21 protein-coding genes are annotated in these 19,226 nt (G+C 56.2%); 15 read left to right on the plus strand and 6 right to left on the minus strand.

The window, feature by feature from the left end; translation table 11 throughout:
• The first annotated feature begins 24 nt into the window (after window positions 1-24).
• The 4 genes from rpl7ae to ndk all read left to right on the plus strand — a co-directional run bounded on the left by rpl7ae (window position 25) and on the right by ndk (window position 1,498).
• A complete protein-coding gene (rpl7ae, locus tag E3E30_RS03020; protein ID WP_042689830.1) occupies window positions 25-396 on the plus strand; it encodes a 50S ribosomal protein L7Ae in 372 nt (123 codons plus the stop codon).
• A gap of 67 nt (window positions 397-463) precedes the next feature.
• A complete protein-coding gene (locus tag E3E30_RS03025) occupies window positions 464-676 on the plus strand; it encodes a 30S ribosomal protein S28e (RefSeq protein WP_011250261.1) in 213 nt (70 codons plus the stop codon).
• A 2-nt stretch (window positions 677-678) separates the two neighbouring features.
• A complete protein-coding gene (locus E3E30_RS03030) occupies window positions 679-882 on the plus strand; it encodes a 50S ribosomal protein L24e (protein WP_011250260.1) in 204 nt (67 codons plus the stop codon).
• 91 nt (window positions 883-973) lie between these two features.
• Window positions 974-1,498 carry a nucleoside-diphosphate kinase gene (gene ndk, locus E3E30_RS03035; protein ID WP_042689821.1) on the plus strand — a complete coding sequence of 175 codons (525 nt, stop codon included), beginning with the start codon at window positions 974-976 and terminating at the stop codon, window positions 1,496-1,498.
• 15 nt (window positions 1,499-1,513) lie between these two features.
• On the opposite strand, the gene E3E30_RS03040 is transcribed toward ndk, so the two are convergent.
• Window positions 1,514-2,404: a hypothetical protein gene (locus E3E30_RS03040; RefSeq protein ID WP_167728405.1), complete on the minus strand. Its 891-nt coding sequence runs from the start codon at window positions 2,402-2,404 to the stop codon at window positions 1,514-1,516.
• A gap of 67 nt (window positions 2,405-2,471) precedes the next feature.
• Between E3E30_RS03040 and infB the strand changes: the two genes are divergently transcribed.
• A complete protein-coding gene (infB, locus tag E3E30_RS03045) occupies window positions 2,472-5,900 on the plus strand; it encodes an intein-containing translation initiation factor aIF-2 (RefSeq protein ID WP_167728903.1) in 3,429 nt (1,142 codons plus the stop codon).
• A gap of 40 nt (window positions 5,901-5,940) precedes the next feature.
• Entirely contained in the window at window positions 5,941-6,126 is a 186-nt protein-coding gene (locus tag E3E30_RS03050; protein WP_167728020.1) for a hypothetical protein, read from the plus strand.
• A 9-nt stretch (window positions 6,127-6,135) separates the two neighbouring features.
• Here E3E30_RS03050 and E3E30_RS03055 read toward each other — a convergent pair whose 3' ends face one another.
• Both E3E30_RS03055 and rlmD read right to left on the minus strand, forming a co-directional pair.
• Window positions 6,136-6,924 carry a hypothetical protein gene (locus E3E30_RS03055; protein ID WP_167728406.1) on the minus strand — a complete coding sequence of 263 codons (789 nt, stop codon included), beginning with the start codon at window positions 6,922-6,924 and terminating at the stop codon, window positions 6,136-6,138.
• Window positions 6,925-6,964: 40 nt separating this feature from the next.
• Window positions 6,965-8,227, minus strand: coding sequence for a 23S rRNA (uracil(1939)-C(5))-methyltransferase RlmD (rlmD, locus tag E3E30_RS03060; RefSeq protein WP_167728407.1), 1,263 nt, complete (start codon window positions 8,225-8,227; stop codon window positions 6,965-6,967).
• Between the two features lie 123 nt (window positions 8,228-8,350).
• On the opposite strand from rlmD, the gene glyA reads away from it, so the two are divergent.
• The 8 genes from glyA (at window position 8,351) to E3E30_RS03100 (ending at window position 15,064) form a co-directional block, all read left to right on the plus strand.
• Window positions 8,351-9,634, plus strand: coding sequence for a serine hydroxymethyltransferase (gene glyA / locus E3E30_RS03065; RefSeq protein WP_167728408.1), 1,284 nt, complete (start codon window positions 8,351-8,353; stop codon window positions 9,632-9,634).
• 279 nt (window positions 9,635-9,913) lie between these two features.
• Window positions 9,914-10,348, plus strand: a complete 435-nt coding sequence (locus E3E30_RS03070) for an immunoglobulin-like domain-containing protein (RefSeq protein ID WP_167728409.1) — start codon at window positions 9,914-9,916, stop codon at window positions 10,346-10,348.
• An 87-nt stretch (window positions 10,349-10,435) separates the two neighbouring features.
• Window positions 10,436-10,768, plus strand: a complete 333-nt coding sequence (locus E3E30_RS03075) for a transcription factor S (protein ID WP_099210765.1) — start codon at window positions 10,436-10,438, stop codon at window positions 10,766-10,768.
• Window positions 10,765-10,926 carry a hypothetical protein gene (locus tag E3E30_RS03080; protein ID WP_167728410.1) on the plus strand — a complete coding sequence of 54 codons (162 nt, stop codon included), beginning with the start codon at window positions 10,765-10,767 and terminating at the stop codon, window positions 10,924-10,926. The genes E3E30_RS03075 and E3E30_RS03080 overlap by 4 nt, the downstream gene beginning before the upstream one ends.
• Before the next feature lie 2 nt (window positions 10,927-10,928).
• Window positions 10,929-11,678, plus strand: coding sequence for a DNA polymerase sliding clamp (locus tag E3E30_RS03085; protein ID WP_042689803.1), 750 nt, complete (start codon window positions 10,929-10,931; stop codon window positions 11,676-11,678).
• A 30-nt stretch (window positions 11,679-11,708) separates the two neighbouring features.
• Window positions 11,709-12,275, plus strand: a complete 567-nt coding sequence (locus E3E30_RS03090) for a hypothetical protein (RefSeq protein WP_167728411.1) — start codon at window positions 11,709-11,711, stop codon at window positions 12,273-12,275.
• A 5-nt stretch (window positions 12,276-12,280) separates the two neighbouring features.
• The gene (locus E3E30_RS03095) at window positions 12,281-14,200 is read left to right on the plus strand and encodes a molybdopterin-dependent oxidoreductase (RefSeq protein WP_167728904.1); all 1,920 of its coding nucleotides are present in this window, start codon (window positions 12,281-12,283) and stop codon (window positions 14,198-14,200) included.
• Between the two features lie 213 nt (window positions 14,201-14,413).
• Window positions 14,414-15,064 (plus strand): peroxiredoxin, encoded by a 651-nt coding sequence (locus E3E30_RS03100; protein WP_167728412.1) that lies wholly within the window; start codon window positions 14,414-14,416, stop codon window positions 15,062-15,064.
• A gap of 10 nt (window positions 15,065-15,074) precedes the next feature.
• On the opposite strand, the gene E3E30_RS03105 is transcribed toward E3E30_RS03100, so the two are convergent.
• Window positions 15,075-15,608, minus strand: coding sequence for a GNAT family protein (locus E3E30_RS03105; protein ID WP_042689792.1), 534 nt, complete (start codon window positions 15,606-15,608; stop codon window positions 15,075-15,077).
• A 46-nt stretch (window positions 15,609-15,654) separates the two neighbouring features.
• Here E3E30_RS03105 and E3E30_RS03110 point away from each other — a divergent pair, with 46 nt between their 5' ends.
• Window positions 15,655-16,611 (plus strand): transcriptional regulator, encoded by a 957-nt coding sequence (locus E3E30_RS03110; RefSeq protein WP_167728413.1) that lies wholly within the window; start codon window positions 15,655-15,657, stop codon window positions 16,609-16,611.
• On the opposite strand, the gene E3E30_RS03115 is transcribed toward E3E30_RS03110, so the two are convergent.
• Together E3E30_RS03115 and E3E30_RS03120 are read right to left on the minus strand one after the other, a co-directional pair.
• Window positions 16,604-17,851 (minus strand): HD domain-containing protein, encoded by a 1,248-nt coding sequence (locus E3E30_RS03115; protein WP_167728905.1) that lies wholly within the window; start codon window positions 17,849-17,851, stop codon window positions 16,604-16,606. The two genes, E3E30_RS03110 and E3E30_RS03115, sit on opposite strands and share 8 nt — an antisense overlap.
• A gap of 79 nt (window positions 17,852-17,930) precedes the next feature.
• Window positions 17,931-19,211 carry a class I adenylate-forming enzyme family protein gene (locus tag E3E30_RS03120; RefSeq protein ID WP_167728414.1) on the minus strand — a complete coding sequence of 427 codons (1,281 nt, stop codon included), beginning with the start codon at window positions 19,209-19,211 and terminating at the stop codon, window positions 17,931-17,933.
• Window positions 19,212-19,226: the final 15 nt, after the last annotated feature.

Here is a 19,226-nt window from a genome sequence, read left to right on the forward strand (position 1 = left end):
GATGAGGTTTCGGAGGGATGAAAGATGGCGAAGCCGAGCTACGTGAAGTTTGAGGTTCCCCAGGAGCTTGCCGAGAAGGCCCTTGAGGCCGTTGAGATTGCTCGCGACACCGGAAGGATAAGGAAGGGTACCAACGAGACCACCAAGGCCGTCGAGAGGGGCCAGGCCAAGCTCGTTATAATTGCCGAGGACGTTGACCCCGAGGAGATAGTTGCCCACCTTCCGCCGCTCTGTGAGGAGAAGGAGATTCCGTACATCTACGTTCCGAGCAAGAAGGAACTCGGCGCCGCCGCTGGAATCGAGGTTCCGGCCGCGAGCGTCGCCATCATCGAGCCCGGCAAGGCCCGCGAGCTCGTTGAGGAGATTGCCACGAAGGTTAGGGAGCTCATGAAGTGAGCTCCTTTTCCTTCCTTATCACGAAAGGTTTAAGGTTCATCCCGCGAGTCTTTCAGAGGTGTGAGGTATGAGCGACGAAGGCTACCCCGCCGAGGTTATCGAAATCGTTGGAAGAACCGGCGTCACCGGTGGCGTTACCCAGGTCAAGGTCAGAATCCTCGAGGGGCGCGACAAGGGTCGCGTCATCAGGAGGAACGTTAAGGGTCCCGTTCGCGTCGGCGACATAGTCATCCTCAGGGAGACCGAGCGTGAGGCGAGAGAAATCAGGAGGAGGCGTTGAAAATGGCCCGCTGGAACGTCTGCTCCTACTGCGGAAGGGAGTTCGAGCCGGGAACGGGCAAGATGTTCGTCAGGAACGACGGCAGAGTGCTCTTCTTCTGCTCCAGCAAGTGCGAGAAGTACTACTTCATGGGCAGGAACCCGAGGAAGCTCAAGTGGACCAAGGCCTTCCAGGAGGCTCGCCTTCAGAGGGCCAAGAGGAAGTGATTTCTTTCTTTTCTAATCCTTTCCAACTGTTTCTGCCGTGACTCCAAAAAACCTATTAACCGCGCGCCCCATTCTATAAGCGGTGTTGCCTATGGCCGACAAGCAGATAGAGAGAACACTCGTTATTCTGAAGCCGGACGCCGTTGTCAGAGGCCTCATGGGCGAAATCATAAGCCGTTTTGAGAAGAGGGGCCTCAAGATAGTGGGAATGAAGATGATATGGATTGACCGTGAGCTCGCCGAAAAGCACTACGAGGAGCACAGGGGTAAGCCCTTCTTCGAGGCTCTGATAGACTACATCACCAAGGCCCCGAGCGTCGTGATGGTCGTGGAGGGCAGATACGCCATAAGCGTCGTCAGGAAGATGGCCGGCGCCACCGACCCGAAGGATGCTGAGCCCGGAAGCATAAGGGGTGACTACGGCCTCGACGTCGGCGATGCGATATACAACGTTATCCACGCCTCCGACAGCCCAGAGAGCGCCGAAAGGGAGATAAGCCTCTACTTCAAGCCGGAGGAGCTCTACAGCTACTGTAAAGCGGCGGACTGGTTCTACCACACACACGCGAGGGCAAGGAAGGAGTACCTCGACACGATGGACTGCCTTGAGAGGTAAATGAGAAAAGAAAGATTAGCCGATAACGAACTCTCTCTTTCCCTTCTTTCTCTCCCGGACAAACTTGGCATATTCATCAATGACCTCCTCGCATTCCCGTTCCATCGCCGACCTCGTCTTCCTGACAGAGATTATCAGCAAGCCGAAGTAAAGCGGAACTACGAGCACCGCAAGAACCAGTGCAGTAATGTCTCCCGGACCCATTAAAAACCCGATGAAAGGAATTGCCAGCGGGACGAGGTAAGATATGACACGGAGCGTCCGGTCAGTTCTAAGGTCAGCCATACACTCCACCACGTCCTTCCACCGGGAAAACTCCCGCGGGAGTCTTCCGCCGACGACCAAGGTGTTCTCAACCCGATATATAGTGAGACCGTCTTCATCAGTTAGACACGAGAGACCGCGGGAACCGGCGATGTCGGTAAGTTCTCCCTGACATGGGGTTGCCCTGAGCCACCCGAGGGGGTTTCTCCGGGATAGTGCCCCGAGTAGGACATAGAGCGTAAGGCCCAGGATGAGCAGTACTTGGTTTTCACTGGCGGCCAACCCAATTCCAAAGGCGATTAGTATCCACGTCAAAAGTGAGACGCTCGAGAACTCATCAACGGTGAGGGCTCTTTTTCCTCGAAAGCCAGTGTAGATAATAGCCAGAATGAGCGCAAGAAACGTTTGGACTCCCGCAAGCTCTCCGGGCCGATAGTCGCCGAGCGGCGTGCTCACGAAGAAGTTTCCGCTCACGTGCATTGAAAGGCCGTTGGCGATTATGTAGACGAACAGAGGAGTGTAGAGGGCCATCGTCAGCTCGTAGCTTCTGCCCTTCACCTTTCCAAGCAGGAACGCAAGCCCAAGACCAACAATCAGGCCGAGTGCGAGCGCTATCATCTCACCACCGTCGAGAGTTACCACCAGCCTTTTTAATCCTTGCCCCGAACCCTTTAAAAGGCCAGCCATGAGTTATGCTCAGGTGATGAAGATGGCAAAGAGGATTAGACAGCCCATCATAGCGGTTCTCGGGCATGTTGACCACGGCAAGTGCCTGCTCCCGAGCGAGACTGTCGTCGTCCCAGGCCTTGGAAGGGTAACGCTCGAAGAGCTCTTCAGGATGGGAAAGAGGGTTGTTGAGCGCGACGGTGAAAAGGAAATCAGGGAGCTTTCACTCCCAATAACGTCTGCAGGTGGGGATGCAAGAGTTTCTCTCCGCACGGGAACCCACGTGTGGCGCATCAGGCACAGGGGCAAGATGGTGAGAGTCAGACTGAAGAACTGGCACAGCGTTTCTGTGACTCCGGAGCATCCGTTCCTCACGACGATGGGATGGAAACGGGCGGACCAGCTCAGGCCCGGCGACTACGTCGCGGTTCCGAGGTTCATCCATGCCAACGAGAAGAGGGACGTCTTTGAGCGCTTTGTGAGAAGAAAGCTCTCGACTCCAGAACTTATAGTGAAGCTTGAGGAAGACGTTCTCAATGAGATTAGGGACAGGTTCAAAGGAGAAAAGGAGTACAAGGTCCGCTCCAACGTTTTCCGCGCCGAGGACCTTGAAGGCCTCTGGGAGAGAGTTGAGAGGATAGCGTTCACACCGAGAATTCACCGCTCAGGCAAGCCGGTCCACTACATCAGACTCCCGAAAACGGACGATGAATGGAAGGCCCTCTTCTACTTCGCCGGCGTCATGTTTGGCGACGGGAGCCAGGAGAAGATAGCCAACAACGACGTTGAGGTATTTGAGAGGCTCAAGGCAGTGGAGGCCCTTGGCGTCGAGCTCGTCAGAGTGAGGAGAAAAACCTCATGGGAGATTGAAATCAGGAATGGAAAGAACGCCCTGATAAGGCTCATCCGCGCCCTCTTTGACTATCCAGAGAGGCAGAAGGCGAGGAGCATAAGGGTTCCGAACGTTCTCTTCGTCGCACCGAGGGAATACGTTGCCGAGTTCCTCAGGGGATACTTCGACGCCGACGGACACGTAAGCCTCAAGGACGTCAGAATCGAAGTGACGAGTGCATCTCGGGAGTTCCTTGAGGGGCTTTCACTCGTCCTTCTCAGGTTCGGCATAGTTTCAAAGCTCTACCGTTCGGAATACACAACCCTCGTGATTTCAGGCAGGAGGAACCTTGAGGCGTTCAGGCGGTTCATCGGGTTTACCGTGAAGGAGAAAGCCGAGCGCCTTGAAAGGGTGATAGCGAGGAGCAAGAAGAGCGAAACCTACCCGATATTCGAGGAGCTCAAGCGCCTCAGGCTCCTCTTCGGGTTCACGAGGACGGAGCTCAACTCCTTCGTTCCGTTCTACTCAAAGTACGAGTCCAGCGAGGCGCCGAGCTACGAGACCCTGATGAGGATTCTCGATGCAATCGAGAGGGGCTCCCCAACGCTCGCGAGGAAGCTCGCGGTGCTTGAGGGCAAGTCTGGGGACCACAACTACCTCAAAGCCCTCGAAAAGGACGGCCTGATAAAGGACGGAAAGCTTACGGAACTCGGAAGGGAGCTCCTTGAGGTCTGGCGCAACAGGGAGTTCGATTCAAGCGATGTCGCCTACGTCCGCAACCTCGCCGAGAACTTCGTTTTCATCCCCGTTGAGGAAGTCGAGGAGTTCGACTACGACGGCTACGTCTACGACCTAACCACCGAGACCCACAACTTCGTCGCCAACGGGATACTCGTCCACAACACGACGCTCCTCGACAGGATTAGGCGCACCAACGTAGCGGGCAAGGAAGCGGGCGGAATAACCCAGCACATCGGAGCGACGGAGGTTCCGATTGACGTCGTCAAACAGCTCGCCGGACCGCTCATAAAGCTCTGGAAGGGCGAGATAAAGCTCCCTGGGCTTCTCTTTATCGACACGCCTGGCCACGAGGCGTTTACAAGCCTGCGCGCGAGGGGAGGAAGCTTAGCCGATTTGGCCGTCCTCGTCGTTGACATAAACGAGGGCTTTCAGCCCCAGACCATAGAGAGCATCGAGATACTCAGGAGGTACAGGACGCCCTTCATAGTCGCCGCCAACAAGATAGACAGGATAAAAGGCTGGGTGGTCGAGGAGGACGAGCCGTTTTTGGTCAACATTAAGAAGCAGGACCAGAGGGCCGTTCAGGAGCTCGAAACCAAGCTCTGGGAGCTCATCGGCAAGTTCTACGAGCTCGGCTTCCAGGCAAACCGCTTCGACCGCGTTCAGGACTTCACGCGCGAGCTGGCGATAGTCCCGATTTCGGCCAAATACGGCATCGGCGTTCCCGAGCTTCTCGTTCTCATCGCGGGTCTCAGCCAGAAGTACCTCGAGCAGAAGCTCAAGATAGAGGTCGAGGGACCGGCGCGCGGAACGATTCTCGAGGTCAGGGAGGAGATGGGCCTCGGAACAACGATAGACGTCATAATCTACGATGGAACGCTGAGGAAGGACGATACAATCGTCGTTGGCGGAAAGGACAAGGCGATAGTGACCAAAATCCGCGCCCTGCTCAAGCCCAAGCCCCTCGACGAGATTCGCGACCCGCGCTTCCGCTTTGACCAGGTTGACGAGGTCACCGCCGCTGCCGGTGTGAAGATAGCCGCACCGGGTCTCGAAGAGGCCCTGGCCGGTTCACCGGTAATAGCCGCGAGGAGCGAGGAGGAAGTGGAGAAGGCCAAGCAGGAAATCCTGAACCAGATACAGAGCGTCGTCATAAGCACTGGTAAAATCGGCGTCATCGTCAAGGCCGACACCCTCGGAAGCCTCGAAGCTTTGAGCAAGGAGCTCCAGGAGAAGGGCATTCCGATAAGGAAGGCCGACGTTGGAAACATCAGCAAGACCGACGTTATGGAGGCTTTGAGCGTCCGCGAGGAGGAGCCGAAGTACGGAGTGGTTCTCGGCTTCAACGTCAAGGTGAACGAAGATGCAGAAGAGGTCGCGAAGGCCAAGGGCGTGCCGATTTTCGTCGGGAACATTATCTACAAGCTCATAGAGGACTACGAGGCCTGGGTGAAAGCGGAAGAGGAGAAGAAGAAGCGCAAGCTACTCAAGAACGTCACCTTCCCGGGCGTCATCAAGCTCTACCCTGACGAGCGCTACGTCTTCAGGAGGAGCAAGCCGGCAATAGTCGGTGTCGAGGTTCTTGAGGGCAGGATAAGGCCGGGAGTGACCCTCATCAAGGAAACGGGCGAGAAAGTCGGCGTCATCAAGTCCATCAAGAACAAGAACGACTTCGTTCAGGAGGCCAAGAAGGGGGACGCTGTTGCCATAGCGATTGAGGGGGCGATAGTTGGCAGGCACATCCATCCCGGCGAGACCCTCTACGTTGACCTCACCAAGAACGACGTCATAATACTTCTCAAACAGCTCAAGAACGAGCTCGATGAGAGCGACCTGAGGGCCCTCAAGATGACCGCCAAGGTCAAGGCCAAGGAGGACCCCTTCTGGAGGGCCGTCTGATTCCGACAGACTTTTATATTCTTCTTTCCTATCATCCGTGGTGAACACTATGGAGGGCAGACGGCTTAAGTGCCCGCTCTGTGGGGGAACTGATTTCCAGGTTGAGGAGGGAAAGCTCGACAGCAAGTGGGGCTTCACTGCCCATAAGGTCAAGATTGTGATATGCAAAAACTGCGGCTACGTGATGCTGTTCTACGAAGGAAGGACTATATGGGACTTCGATTGAAAAGCAAAGTCAAAGTCCGCCCTGAAGCCATCCGGCGAGCTTCAGGCTCGCGCCTTTCTCGATTTCTCCCTCCAGGTTCTCCTTCAGCGCGAAGGCCCTGACCTTTCCGACGGGCTCGTTGCTGAGGAGCATCATGTAGCCGGCCCCGCAGGGCGTTTCGACTTCCTCAAGCTCAAGGACATGAGTGGTCATGACGTAGTCGTCTATAAAAGCCCCCTGAACGCTCACCGCCGCTGGAAGAAGTATCTCGGCCTCGTTGAGGTCAATGACGACCTCTTTACCGTCGGGCAGTTTCGTGGTTTCCCTCTTGAGCTCCTCCGCCGTTCCCGTGTACACAAAGAAAGCCAGCTTAACGTTGAGCTTCTCGGAGTTTAGATAGGCTTTCTTCCTTTCGATGTAGTCGGTTGCGTAGAAGGTAACCGCGGGGGAATATTCGTTCAAAACCGCCCCCGAGACGTTAGCTTCGGGCCACTTCTTCCACTCAAGGACTTCTTTAACCTCGAACTCAACCGTTACCCCCTCAAGAACAGGAAAAGCTGTGACCGGTTCCATGTCACGCTTTACGACTCTGAGAACCAGGCCGCGGGCTAGGGGGACGTCCACAACTTCATAGGAGAGCTTTTCCTTTCCGAGGAGCTTTTTCTTTTCGAACTCAACGCTCCTGGCCGGGTACTTCCCGAGAACGGCATCCTCGATAAGATTCAACCCTGCCCTCTGGGAGGTGCAGACGGTGTCGAGGTGACTCCCGTGATGTATTCCGTTTATGAATTTTAACTTCTTCCTCCCACCCAAAACCATAGAATCCCACCGTTGTTAGTACAAAAGGGGATTTAAAAACCTAACGTCTCCGGGTGAGTTCAACAATCGCCTCGACGTGGGGCGTGTGCGGGAACATGTCCACGAGAACCGCTTCATCCACGCGGTAAGCTTTTTTCAGGTGGTTCTCGTAGTCGAGCCTGAACGCCTTTGGATTGCAGGAGACGTAAACGACCCTTTCAGCTCCACTTTTCACCAGCAGTTCCCCGGCTTCCTTCAGTCCCCTTCGAGGTGGGTCCACTATCACGGTGTCGTAGTCGCCTATCGGGGTCTCCTCAGCCCTCCCAACGCGGAATAGGGCGTTTACCCCGTTCAGCTCGGCGTTTCTGTTGGCCATTTCAACCGCGAAGGGGTTAACCTCGACCCCTTCAACGGCAAAGCCCCTCTTCGCCAGCCAGACACCGAAGGTGCCGACACTGGAGTAAAGGTCGAGAACCCTTTCGCCGTCGGTGAAGTTCCCAACTGCCCTGAGGAGAAGCTCAAGGGCGTGGCTGTTGGTCTGGAAGAAGCTGTTGGGGTGGATGAGATACACCACGTCATCAATCCGCTCCCTTATGAAGTGGCTCCCCGCAACGTGCAGGGGTTCTCCGCGCGGGTCGTCCCGGTCGTCGGCCTTGAGGCTCCAGTAAAGGGAATCCGCGAAGGAGAAGTAGTCCCTGAAGGCCTCGGCTGTTTCTTCAGCGGGCCTGCGATGGGCTATGAGGTTTACCATGACCTCTCCAGTGAACTTGCCCTCCCTGACCTGGAGGTAGTGAACGTCGCCGGCTTTTCTCCTCAAATCCCACGGCCCAAGCCCCGTTTCCGCCAGAAAGTCGCGGAGGGCGCGCAGGTATTCGGGGGTTCTCTTCGAGAAGACAGGGCACTCCGAAAGGTCCACAACGCCAAGGGGGTTTCCGTATTCCTTGAGGCCAACGCCGTTGGTCGTCACGATGAAGTTGCTGACGTTGCGGAAGCCCCAAATTTTGGGCGAGCCCTTAATTTCGGCCCTTATTCCGGTGATTCGCTCGAAGAGTTCGGCCTTGAGTTTGAGCTGGGCCTTGTACTTCAGCCCCTGCCAGAGACAGCCGCCGCACTTCCCGAAGTGCCGGCACCTCGGAAGAACCCTCAGCGGGGAAGGCTCAAGAAGCTCGAAGTCCCTCGCGATTAGTCTGCCGAAGCGCCTTCTCGTTGATTTGACCCTAACCATGTCGCCGGGGTAAGCGAAGGGGATGTAAACGGTCTTGCTCCCCGCACAAAGAACCCCGAGGCCGTCGTCGCTGAGTTTGCGGATTCTTCCAGAGGGCATGTTCTTCGCTTGAGTGTCCCGCTTAAGAACCCTTCGAGGCCGATAATGCACAACTCTGCACGTGTGCACAGGTGTGGTAAGGTTTATATCCCCGTCGTTCGAAGCACAACCGAGGTGTCCGCGATGAGCTACCGTGAATACCGCGACAAGGTTTTGGGGTTTATTGAGGACCACGAGCACTGGAGGGCCCACACGATAAACCTCATAGCGAGCGAAAACGTGACTTCTCCGACGGTTACCAGGGCCGTCGCGAGCGGTTTCATGCACAAGTACGCCGAGGGCTGGCCGAAGCAGAGGTACTATCAGGGTTGTAAGTACGTTGACGAGGTCGAGCTCATCGGCGTCGAGCTCTTCACCAAGCTCTTCCAGAGTGATTTTGCCGACCTCAGGCCGATTTCCGGAACCAACGCTAACCAGGCAGTCTTCTTCGGCCTCACCCAGCCGGGAGACAAGGCGATAGTTCTCCACACCAGCCACGGTGGCCACATAAGCCACATGCCCTTCGGTGCCGCCGGAATGCGCGGCCTTGACGTCCACACCTGGCCCTTCGACAACGAGGAGTTCAACATCGACGTTGACAAGGCCGAGAAGCTCATACGCGAGCTCGAGCCCAAGATAGTCGTCTTCGGTGGCTCGCTCTTCCCGTTCCCGCACCCGGTCAAGGAGCTCGCGCCCGTAGCTAAAGAGGTCGGCGCCTACGTCATGTACGACGGCGCCCACGTCCTTGGACTCATCGCCGGAAAGCAGTTCCAGGACCCGCTCCGCGAGGGTGCCGACATAATCACCGCCTCGACCCACAAGACCTTCCCCGGACCCCAGGGAGGTGTCATAATCTACAAGCGCTTCGGCGAGACCGAGGAGATAGCCAAGCTCCAGTGGGCCATCTTCCCAGGAGTCCTTAGCAACCACCACCTCCACCACATGGCCGGAAAGACCCTCACCGCGGCCGAGATGCTCGAGTACGGTGAGAAGTACGCGAAGCAGATAGTCAAGAACGCGAAAGCGCTGGCCGAGGCCCTTGCAGAGGAGGGCTTCAAGGTCATCGGTGAGGACAAGGGCTACACCGAGAGCCACCAGGTCATCGTTGACGTCAGCGACCTCCACCCCGCTGCCGGAGGCTGGGCGGCACCGCTCCTTGAAGAGGCCGGCATAATCCTCAACAAGAACCTTCTGCCCTGGGACCCGCTTGAGAAGGTCAACGAGCCGAGCGGTCTGCGCATAGGCGTCCAGGAGATGACCCGCGTTGGAATGTTCGAGGACGACATGAAGGAGATTGCCAGGTTCATCCGCCGCGTCCTCATCGACAAGGAGGACCCGGTCAAGGTCAGGCGCGACGTCTACGGCTTCCGCGCCGAGTTCCAGAAGGTCTACTACTCCTTCGACCACGGCCTGCCGCTCAGGGAGTGATTGGGCTCCCTCCAGCTTTTCCATTCTTACCTTGGTTTACTTCCAAGGATTCTCCAACGGTCTCGGATTTTCTTGAAGAAAAAGTTATAAGCTTCCTTCTCAAGGCGTTTCCAGCGGTGCCTGGCCTTCATTCACCGCGCACCCCCGCCAGGCACCGTAACCGTGCGCGTAAAATCAGGGGGTCAAATAAGGGGCTTAAATCACGGCTAAAATCAAACCCCTTCAAATCATTTTGAAACGAACGAAAGCGTTAATTACTCTTGTGGTGAGTTTATCTTGGTGGTGTCCGTGAAGAGGGCAGTCCTTGCGGTTTTAATAATCGTCGGATTGGTGGCGGGTTACTTCCTCATTGGTTCCAACAGCTCGGCCGAAGCGTCACAGGGAAAGAAGGCCCCGATTAATCTTTCCCTCGATAGGGAGCGCTACTCACCGACGGACACGATGGTCCTGACAGTTACCAACAACGGCAACGAGACCGTTACCGTTGGCTATCCCTTCGAGCTCTATCGCGAGGAGAACGGAAAATGGGTCAAGGTAAACGTTGACCTAATGTTCATTCAGTCGGTTGTTCAGCTTGAACCCGGGAAGAGCTGGACCCAGAAGGTCAGCCTCTCCCAGCTGAAGCTCTCATCTGGCCATTATAAGATAGTGAAGAAAGTTTCAACTCAACAAATGACCCTCACCGTGAGCGCCGAGTTCTACATCGAGGGCTGATGTTTCATTTATCTCCTACCGCCTCTTCTGGCAAAACTTTTTATTCTCCACCCACATACCCAACCCCCGGCTAGAGGGGTGATGCTCATGAAGTTCTGTCCGAAGTGCGGTAACCTCATGCTCCCTGACCGGAAGAAGAAGGTCTGGGTCTGTCGCGTCTGTGGCTACGAGGAGCCCTTTGACGAGGAGAAGGACAGGGCTAAAACCAGAATAACGCAGAAGGTCGAGCACAAGCCGGACGAGGAGATAGTCGTCATTGAGCAAGACGTCAAGACCCTGCCGACCACCAAGGTCACCTGTCCCAAGTGCGGCAACGACACGGCCTACTGGTGGGAGATGCAGACGAGGGCCGGCGACGAGCCGAGCACGATATTCTACAAGTGCACCAAGTGCGGCTACGTATGGAGGGCCTACGAGTGAACGAGCTCGAGCGCGAAACCCTCATCAGGCTCGCGAGAAAGGCCCTGAAGGAGCTTGAGGAAGCCTACCGCAGGGTTCCTGATACCGACAACGGAAAAGCTTATTTATTCCGCGGAAAAGAAAGGGTTAGGCTCATGCTTAAAATACTGGAGGGATGAAGATGCCGTTCGAGGTCGTTTTTGACGGTGCCAAGGAGTTTGCAGACCTTATCGCGACAGCGAGCAACCTGATAGACGAGGCCGCCTTCAAGTTCACCGAGGAAGGTATAAGCATGCGCGCGATGGACCCGAGCAGGGTCGTTCTCATAGACCTCAACCTCCCGGAGAGCATATTCTCCAAGTACGAGGTCGAGGAACCGGAAACCGTTGGAATCAACATGGACCAGTTCAAGAAGATACTCAAGCGCGGAAAGGCCAAGGACACGCTCATCCTCAGGAAGGGCGACGAGAACTTTCTTGAGATAACCTTCGAGGGAACGGCAAAGAGAACGTTCCGCCTTCCGCTCATAGACGTTGAGGAGCTTGAGCTCGACCTTCCGGAGCTCCCGTTCACGGCCAAGGTTGTCGTCCTCGGCGAGGTTCTCAAGGAGGCCGTTAAAGATGCCTCCCTCGTCAGCGACGCCATAAAGTTCATCGCCACCGAGAGCGAGTTCGTCATGAAGGCCGAGGGCGAGACCAACGAGGTTGAGATTAAGCTCACCCTTGAGGACGAAGGCTTGCTTGACCTCGAGGTCGAGGAGGAAACCAAGAGCGCCTACGGAATCAGCTACCTCAGCGACATGATAAAGGGCATCGGCAAGGCCGATGAGGTAATCCTCCGCTTCGGCAACGAGATGCCCCTCCAGATGGAGTACATGATTAGGGACGAAGGAAGGCTCGTGTTCCTCCTCGCCCCGCGCGTCGAGGAGTGATTCCCTTTTCCTTTTCTCTGAGGTGGTGGCATGGACATCGTCAAGCTCAGGGAACTGCTTGAGCAGGAGCTTTCCAGCGTCGAACTGACGGAGTTAGACGACGACTTTTACAGGGAGTTCGACAGCCTAATCAAGGCCCTCAAGCTGAGCGCCGAGAGCTCCCGCGAGAGGGGCGAAAGCGTCGAGGAGAGACTTTACTTAGCCCAGCTCAAGATAGCGGAGGAGCTGATGAAGGAGATAATCAAGCTCCGCCTCCACAAGATTGTTGACCTCGCCGTCGAGGGGACCATAGCGGAGATGACCGACGAGGAGAGGAGGATTTTCAGGATTCTCAGGGCCTTCGTCGAGCGCGAGGAGCTTCCAGATGTCGGGGAAGAGCTTCCGGAGGTCGAACCCGAGCCGGGCGAAGCTGAAACACCAACTAAAAGACCACTGCGGGAAGCCTACATCGTCACCGCCGAGCTTCCAGCGATTCTCGGGCCAGACCTGAGGGAGTACGGACCCTTCAAGGCCTGGGACATGGCGGTTCTGCCCGAGGAGATAGGAAAGGTTCTCGTCGAGAGGGACGTTGCCTTCAAGGTTAAGATTTCCCCGTGATTGCCATGCCCTTCTCCGTCTGCATGCGGGACTGCTACGACACCTGCTCGATGGTGAGCGAGCTCAGAGACGGAAGGCTCAGGGTTAGGGGCAATCCGGAGCACCCGATAACGGCCGGCTTTCTCTGTCCCAAAGGCGCTCTGCTCCCGAAGTGGTTCCACTCGGAGGACAGGCTAAAGAACCCTCTAATCCGAACCGGCGGGAGGGGGAGCGGTTCCTTCAGAGAAGCGAGCTGGGAAGAGGCGATAAGGCTCGTAGCGAAGAAGCTTAAGGAGACCATCAAGGAGCACGGGAGTGAGAGCGTCTTAGTTTACCAGTACGCCGGCGACAGGGGAGTTGTGAACTACGCGTTCCCGTTAAGGCTCTTCCACTACCTCAACACCGCCGTGCTCGACTACGGAATCTGCGACAGGGCCGGGCAGGAGGCGTTAAAGGACGTCTACGGAACCGCCGTCGGTCTCGACCCCGAGGAGCTTAAAAACCAGCGGTTAATCGTCTACTGGGGGATAAACGCCTTCTGGACGAACCTTCACGGCTTCGCCCTCGCCAAAAGGCACGGCCTTGAAATCTGGACGGTTGACGTCGTCAGAACCGAAACTGCCAGGAAAAGCGACAGGTTCTTCCAGGTGAAGCCTGACACGGACGTTCTTTTGGCTTTGGGCGTTGCGAAGGTCATCATCGCGGAGGGACTTTACGATAAGGCCTTCGTCCGCGAGAACGTTTACGGCTTTGAAGAATTCAGGAATTATGTAAAAACACTATCGCTTGATTATGTAAGCAAAGAAACGGGGCTGAGCGTCGAGGAGATAGAGACCTTCGCGCGGGAGTTCGCGGAGAAGAGGGGAGTGGTTCACATCGGCTACGGATTCCAGCGCTCCCTTGCTGGAGGCGAGGCAGTGAGGGCGATAGCGATTCTTCCCGCCCTCGTCGGCCACCGCTTCGGCTTCATTTACGACATGAAAATGATAGACAAGTCCTACGCAGAAGGCGCGTTCCTGAGAACGAAGCCGGCTAAAAGAATTCCCCAGATAAAGCTGGCAGAATACATCGAGCGGGGTGAGATTAAGTTCCTCTACGTCTACAACTCCAACCCCCTCGCGAGCCTTCCGAACCAGAACCGGCTGAGAAAAGCCTTAAGCGAGAGCGACGTCTTCGTCGTTATGCACGACATCTTTCTCACAGACACGGCCCTCTACTCGGACGTCGTTTTGCCGGCAAACACATTCTTCGAGAGGCTTGACATAGCGGATTCCTACTACCACCGCTACGTTGCTCTGAACGAGCCGGTCGCGAGGCTGTACGGCAAGAGCAACAGCGAGGTAACGAGACTGCTTGCAAAGGCCCTCGGGATAGATAATCCCTACCTCTACGAGAGCGACGAGGAAGTAATTCGAAAGGTCCTTGAGCTCAACGGGCTTAGCGTTGAGGAGCTGAAGGCGAAGGGCTTCGTTAAAATCCCTGAAAAGCCGAGAATGTGGGAAACTCAGAGCGGAAAAATCGAGTTCTTCTCGCGGAGGGCCGTTGAGAGGGGATTAGGCCCGTTTCCCCAATACCAGAAGTTTGAAGGAAAGTACCCGCTCCGCCTGCTCACGCCAACCTACAGAATGACGATAACGAGCCAGTATCACAACACCTACGGAATGGTTGACCCCAACCTTTACATCAACCCTGTTGACGCGGAGGAGAGGGGCATTGAAGACGGCGAGACGGTTGAGGTCTTCAACGACCGCGGGAGGATAAGAACAAAAGCGAAGCTCAGCGACGACGTTCCGAGGGGAGTTGTCCTGCTCTACAAGGCCTTCTGGGTCAGGCTCCTCGGCTGGAACGCCAACTTCCTGACGACAGACGGGACAGTTGAGGATTACGGGAACGGCTCGGCGTACCATTCAACGTGGGTCGAGGTTAGGAAGATTAAAGGCGAATAAACATTCCTGTTCACTGAGTTTTGACAACGGAAATTTGTGTCAGTTTACACAATGACAACCATTTTTAAGCGAGTCTGGACTTCTCCTCACTGGGTTTAAAAGGCCTTTGTTTATCCGCCAAGTTTTTGCCCAAAAACGAACCGAAAGACTTATATATTCGAACCTATGAGGTTTATAGTGAAGACGACACACAAAAAGAAGAGGTGATGAAAAATGGTCGTCATAGGAGAAAAGTTCCCAGAGGTTGAGGTCAAGACCACCCACGGAGTGATAAAGCTCCCCGACTACTTCGCCGAGAAGGGCAAGTGGTTCATACTCTTCAGCCACCCAGCAGATTTCACCCCGGTCTGTACGACCGAGTTCTACGCCATGCAGAAGAGGCTCGACAAGTTCAGGGAGCTCGGCGTCGAGCCGATTGGACTGAGCGTTGACCAGGTCTTCAGCCACATCAAGTGGATGGAGTGGATTAAGGAGAACCTTGGCGTTGAGATTGAGTTCCCGGTCATAGCCGACGACCGCGGTGAGCTCGCCGAGAAGCTCGGCATGATTCCGAGCGGAGCAACGATAACCGCCAGGGCTGTCTTCATCGTTGACGACAAGGGCGTCATAAGGGCCATCGTCTACTACCCGGCCGAGGTCGGCAGGGACTGGGACGAGATACTCAGGCTCGTCAAGGCCCTCAAGGTCAGCGACGAGAAGGGAGTTGCCCTTCCGCACAAGTGGCCCGAGAACGAGCTCATCGGCGACAAGGCCATCATCCCGCCGGCCAGCACCATCGAGGAGAAAAAGCAGAGAGAAGAGGCCAAGGCCAAGGGCGAAATCGAGTGCTACGACTGGTGGTTCTGCTACAAGAAGCTCGAGTGAGCTTCTTTCCCTATTCTTCTCTAAACCTTTCGAAAATCAGCTCGTCCACGAAGCCATAACCGGGGACGTGATGGTGTTTTCTCAGTCTCCCGACGAGTTCAAAGCCGTTCTTCTCAAGGACCTTTATCGAGGCAACGTTCGGCTCGTAGACCCTCGCGTAGACCTTCCTGAGGTTGAGCCAGTTGAAGGCGTAATCGAGGGCCAACTTCACCGCCTCGCTTCCATAGCCCCTCCCCCAGTGCTCCCTTCCGAGGAAGTAACCGAGCTCTGCCCTTCCGTCGCGGTGGTCTATCCTGTGGAGTCCTATGAAACCGACGAGGGAAGAGGTTGAGTTCTCCACTATCGAAAAGACCTTCTCGCGCTCCTTTGCCTTTCTAATCCTCTCATACCATTCCATCTCGTCCTCAAAGAAGAAGACTTCCTCCGGGGCCGTTAAGAAGAGTCTCACGCTCCTGTCGTTGAACCAGAGCCACGCTTTCCTTACGTCGTCCCTCAGCGGAACGGCGAGCGAAACGAGGTTGCCTTTGAGAACGACCGGCCTCATCGGGCGCACCTTAACTTTATTAAGCCCTTACGAGTATTTAAACCCGATGGAAAGGGAGAAGCTCATCAAAACCGTTGAGGCGATACTCAGGAGCGCGGGCTACAAAACGGCCCGCCTTGAGTTTAGAGGTTCCTGCTTCGACATAGTCGCGAGCCGGTTAGTGGTTCTTCTCTTCCTCAAGGTCGTCGCGAACATAGACACCGTTACCGAGGAGCAGGCCGAGGATTTGAAGAGGCTCGCGAAGTTCTTCAACGCCTCCCCCCTCATAGTGGGCCTTCGCTCGAAGAACGCGGAACTTGAGGAGGGAGTTGTTTACGAGCGCTTCGGAATCTACGCTTTGAGACCGGAAACGCTCTACGACGTCCTCACCAACAACGAGCTACCGGCTATCTTCGCGGAGCGCGGTGGGCTCTACGTTCGGATAAACGGCGAACTCCTCAGGGAGCTTCGCGAGAGGCACGGTTATTCGGTCAACGAGCTGGCACAGCTCCTCGGGGTTTCGAGGAAGACCCTCCTCAACTACGAGCGCGGTGAGCAGGCCGTTTCACTTGAGGTGGCGATTAGGCTCGAAGAGCTCTTCGACGAGGCTTTAGCCGAGCCGATTGACGTTCTGAACGCGAGGGTCGAGGCGAAGCTCGACGTTAAGCCCGAGAGCCCCCTCGAAAAGGAAGTCTTTGAGAGATTGAAGCGCCTAGGTCTCGGCCTCGTGAAGGTTAAGAAGGCCCCGTTCAACGCGGTTTCAAAGGGCGACGAGTTCAGAATCCTGACGGGGATAGACGAGAGGAAGACCCGCTCGACGGTGAAGAGGGCCGAGATGGTGGCCGAGGTTGGCAGGATAATCAACTCCGACGGCGTGTTCATCCTTGAGAAGACCAAGACCGAAGTCGTCAAGGAGGTCCCCATAATCCCGAAGGAGAGCCTCAGGGAAGTTAAGGACGCCGACGAGCTCATTGAGATGATTGAGGAGCTCAAAAAGGAGATAAAGGCGAAGCTCTTCAGCTGAAGAGCACCTTTCTCCAGCTCTCGCGGAGCTTTCCGACGTACTTCTCCGGCGAGGCTATGAGAACGGCCCACCTGGGGGTCTGCCTCCTCTTGAGGGCGTTCGCAAGGGGCGTTACCTTCGAGAGGGGCTGAACCTCGCCGTTTTCGAGGAGCACCTTTATGCCGGTCTCCTTCAGCCTCGGCTCGCTGAGCATCAGGTCGGCTATGCTGAACTCAAGGATTACCTCGCCCTCGCTTGCGCCGACCGCTTCCGCCAGGGCCCGCTCAAGCTCCTGCCTCCTCTTGACGTTTCTGTAAGCAGACAGCAACTCTCTCTTCTCCTCCTGGCTGAGCTCCTCTGCGCTCGCGAGAACCGCGGCCTTGTAGAGCTTCCTGTAAAGGACGCGCCTCGTGAGCTCCGCAGGCAGGCCTTCCAAGTCCTCCAGCTCGACCAGAACCCGGCAGTCGGTCATCTTCCAGAAGTCCCAGAGGTGGTCCTCCTCGAGGGCGAACTCCAGAGCTCTGGTCAGCATGCCCTCGGCAATCTTCACCGTGTGGTGGAAGTAAACGCGCGAGTACATCAGCGAGCGCGCCACCATCATTCCCTCGACGGCTTCAACACCCTTCTCGTCGACAACGAGCTCGTCATCGTGGATTTCGAGCACCTTGAGGAGCCTCTCAAGGTCTATTATTCCGTGCGCGACGCCGGTGTAGTGGGCGTCTCTGATGAGGTAGTCGAGCTGGTCAACGTCAACTCCCCCGTGGAGCATCTGGCCAAGGTAGGGCTTCTTCGCCCTGCCAAGGATTAGGTCCGCCACTTCCTTCGGCTCAATTCCGTGGCTTTCCAGTATCTCCGGAATCTTCCCCCCGTCCTCATCGCCGGTGATGTTTATCCTTCCGGTTATGATGTCCTGGCCGAGGCGCATGTGGTCGCGCTCCTTCACGTAGTGCCTGTAGATTCCCTCGAAGGTGTGGCTTAGGGGCCCGTGCCCGATGTCGTGAAGCAGAGCGCCGACCTGAAGGAGCAGGCTTTCGTCTTCATCGAGCCCGACCTCGTCGGAGAGGCGCTTTGCTATGTGCCACGTTCCGAGGGAGTGCTCGAAGCGCGAGTGATTGGCGCCGGGGTAGACGAGGTACGCCAGACCGAGTTGTCTTATGTGCCTGAGCCTCTGGAACTCGGGCGTTTTGACGAGTTCGAGGATTACCCCAGTGACCTTCATGCTACCGTGAATTCCGTCGTGGATAATCTTCGCTTTCGCCATTCCCACCACCGGCTGGAAATCTGAGAAGGGCCTTAAATAACTTTTCGGCATTATGACAAGGTGGTTAAAGGGAAGAAAATCAGAAGTCCTTTCCGGCGACGTATATTCTCTTGGTCTTCCCAGGCCTGACTGGAAGGCCCTCGCGGAGCTTTTCCAGCGGAACTGCCTCGATTATGAGCTCAGAGCTCTTCGCTTCCTCGACCTCGTAGCGAACCGGATTGTTGGCCTCGTAGATGAGCTCCCTCACCTCATCCTCGATTCCAGCCGGTTTTTCGCCCTCGTAGGCAACCCTTATGACCACCTTGGGCCTCGGGTTGTCCGGCGAGAGCGGGTGGTAGAGCATCACGAAGTCCTTGAGCTCGGGATGGCCGTAGACTATCTCCATGACCTGGTCTATGTGGAGCTTTGCCCCGGAGAGGACGACGACGTCTTTAACGCGGATTATGCTGACGACTTCTCCGTTTTCGAGCCTCGCCAAATCGCCGATGTCGTAGTTGAAGAGAGGTAATCCAGTTAGCTCGCCCTCGCGCATGACCTTGGTAATGTAGAGCCTCTTGTATTCCAGATAATCCTCGTCGCCGGTGTCCTCAAGGACTATTACGGACTCCCCGAAGTGGAAGGGCGTTGCTCCCTTTCTCATAACTATCCTGAAGCCGGTAACGTCGTCCTCCGTCGAGCCGAAGTTGTCTATGACGACGGCGTTAGGGAACAGCTCAAGGGTGGCCTTGGCCAGCTCTGGAGTGAGTGTCTCACCGCCGACGACTATCGTTTTAACGTCCTCCCTGAGCTTCTCCGGCAGGATGAGGCCGAGGTTGTAGGCGGTGGCAGTTAGGGCCCATATCGAGGTTGGCTTTATGTCCTCAAGCTCCTTGAGAAGGAGTTCCCTGTTCTGGAGGTAAGTAATCGGCACCTGGAAGTACGCAACTCCAGCGTTGTTGTTCTCAAGCCCGCTCAGTGCGAAGGTGCCCGATGAAGACGGCAGCGGCGGGAAGAAGGAAGCAACTCTCTCGCCCTTCTCGAAGTACTCGTTGACCCACGGCGCCATCTGGCGTGCGGTTCGTCTCTTGTCGTCCGGGGTGAAGGGCACCCTCTTCGGCCGGCCGGTCGTCCCGCTGGTTCGCATAACCGCGTGGAAGAGACGGCCCTCCCGTATGTAGTCCGGCCAAACGCGGGACCTCTCGTAAAGGTCGTGGGGCTTGATTGTTACCCTGGCCGTTAGTTCGCCGAGGGTTTCTGGAGAAATCCCGTCCAGGTCAAGACCCTCGAATTTCTCTTTCCAGAACGGAGTCGTTTCCACGGCCTTGCTCAGGGTGTATTTAAACCCATCCAGCAGGGTTTTGCGATATATAACGGTGGGCATGGCGTCACCCATCAA

It is taken from the genome of Thermococcus sp. 9N3 (assembly GCF_012027685.1).
GTDB classification, from domain to species: domain Archaea; phylum Methanobacteriota_B; class Thermococci; order Thermococcales; family Thermococcaceae; genus Thermococcus; species Thermococcus nautili.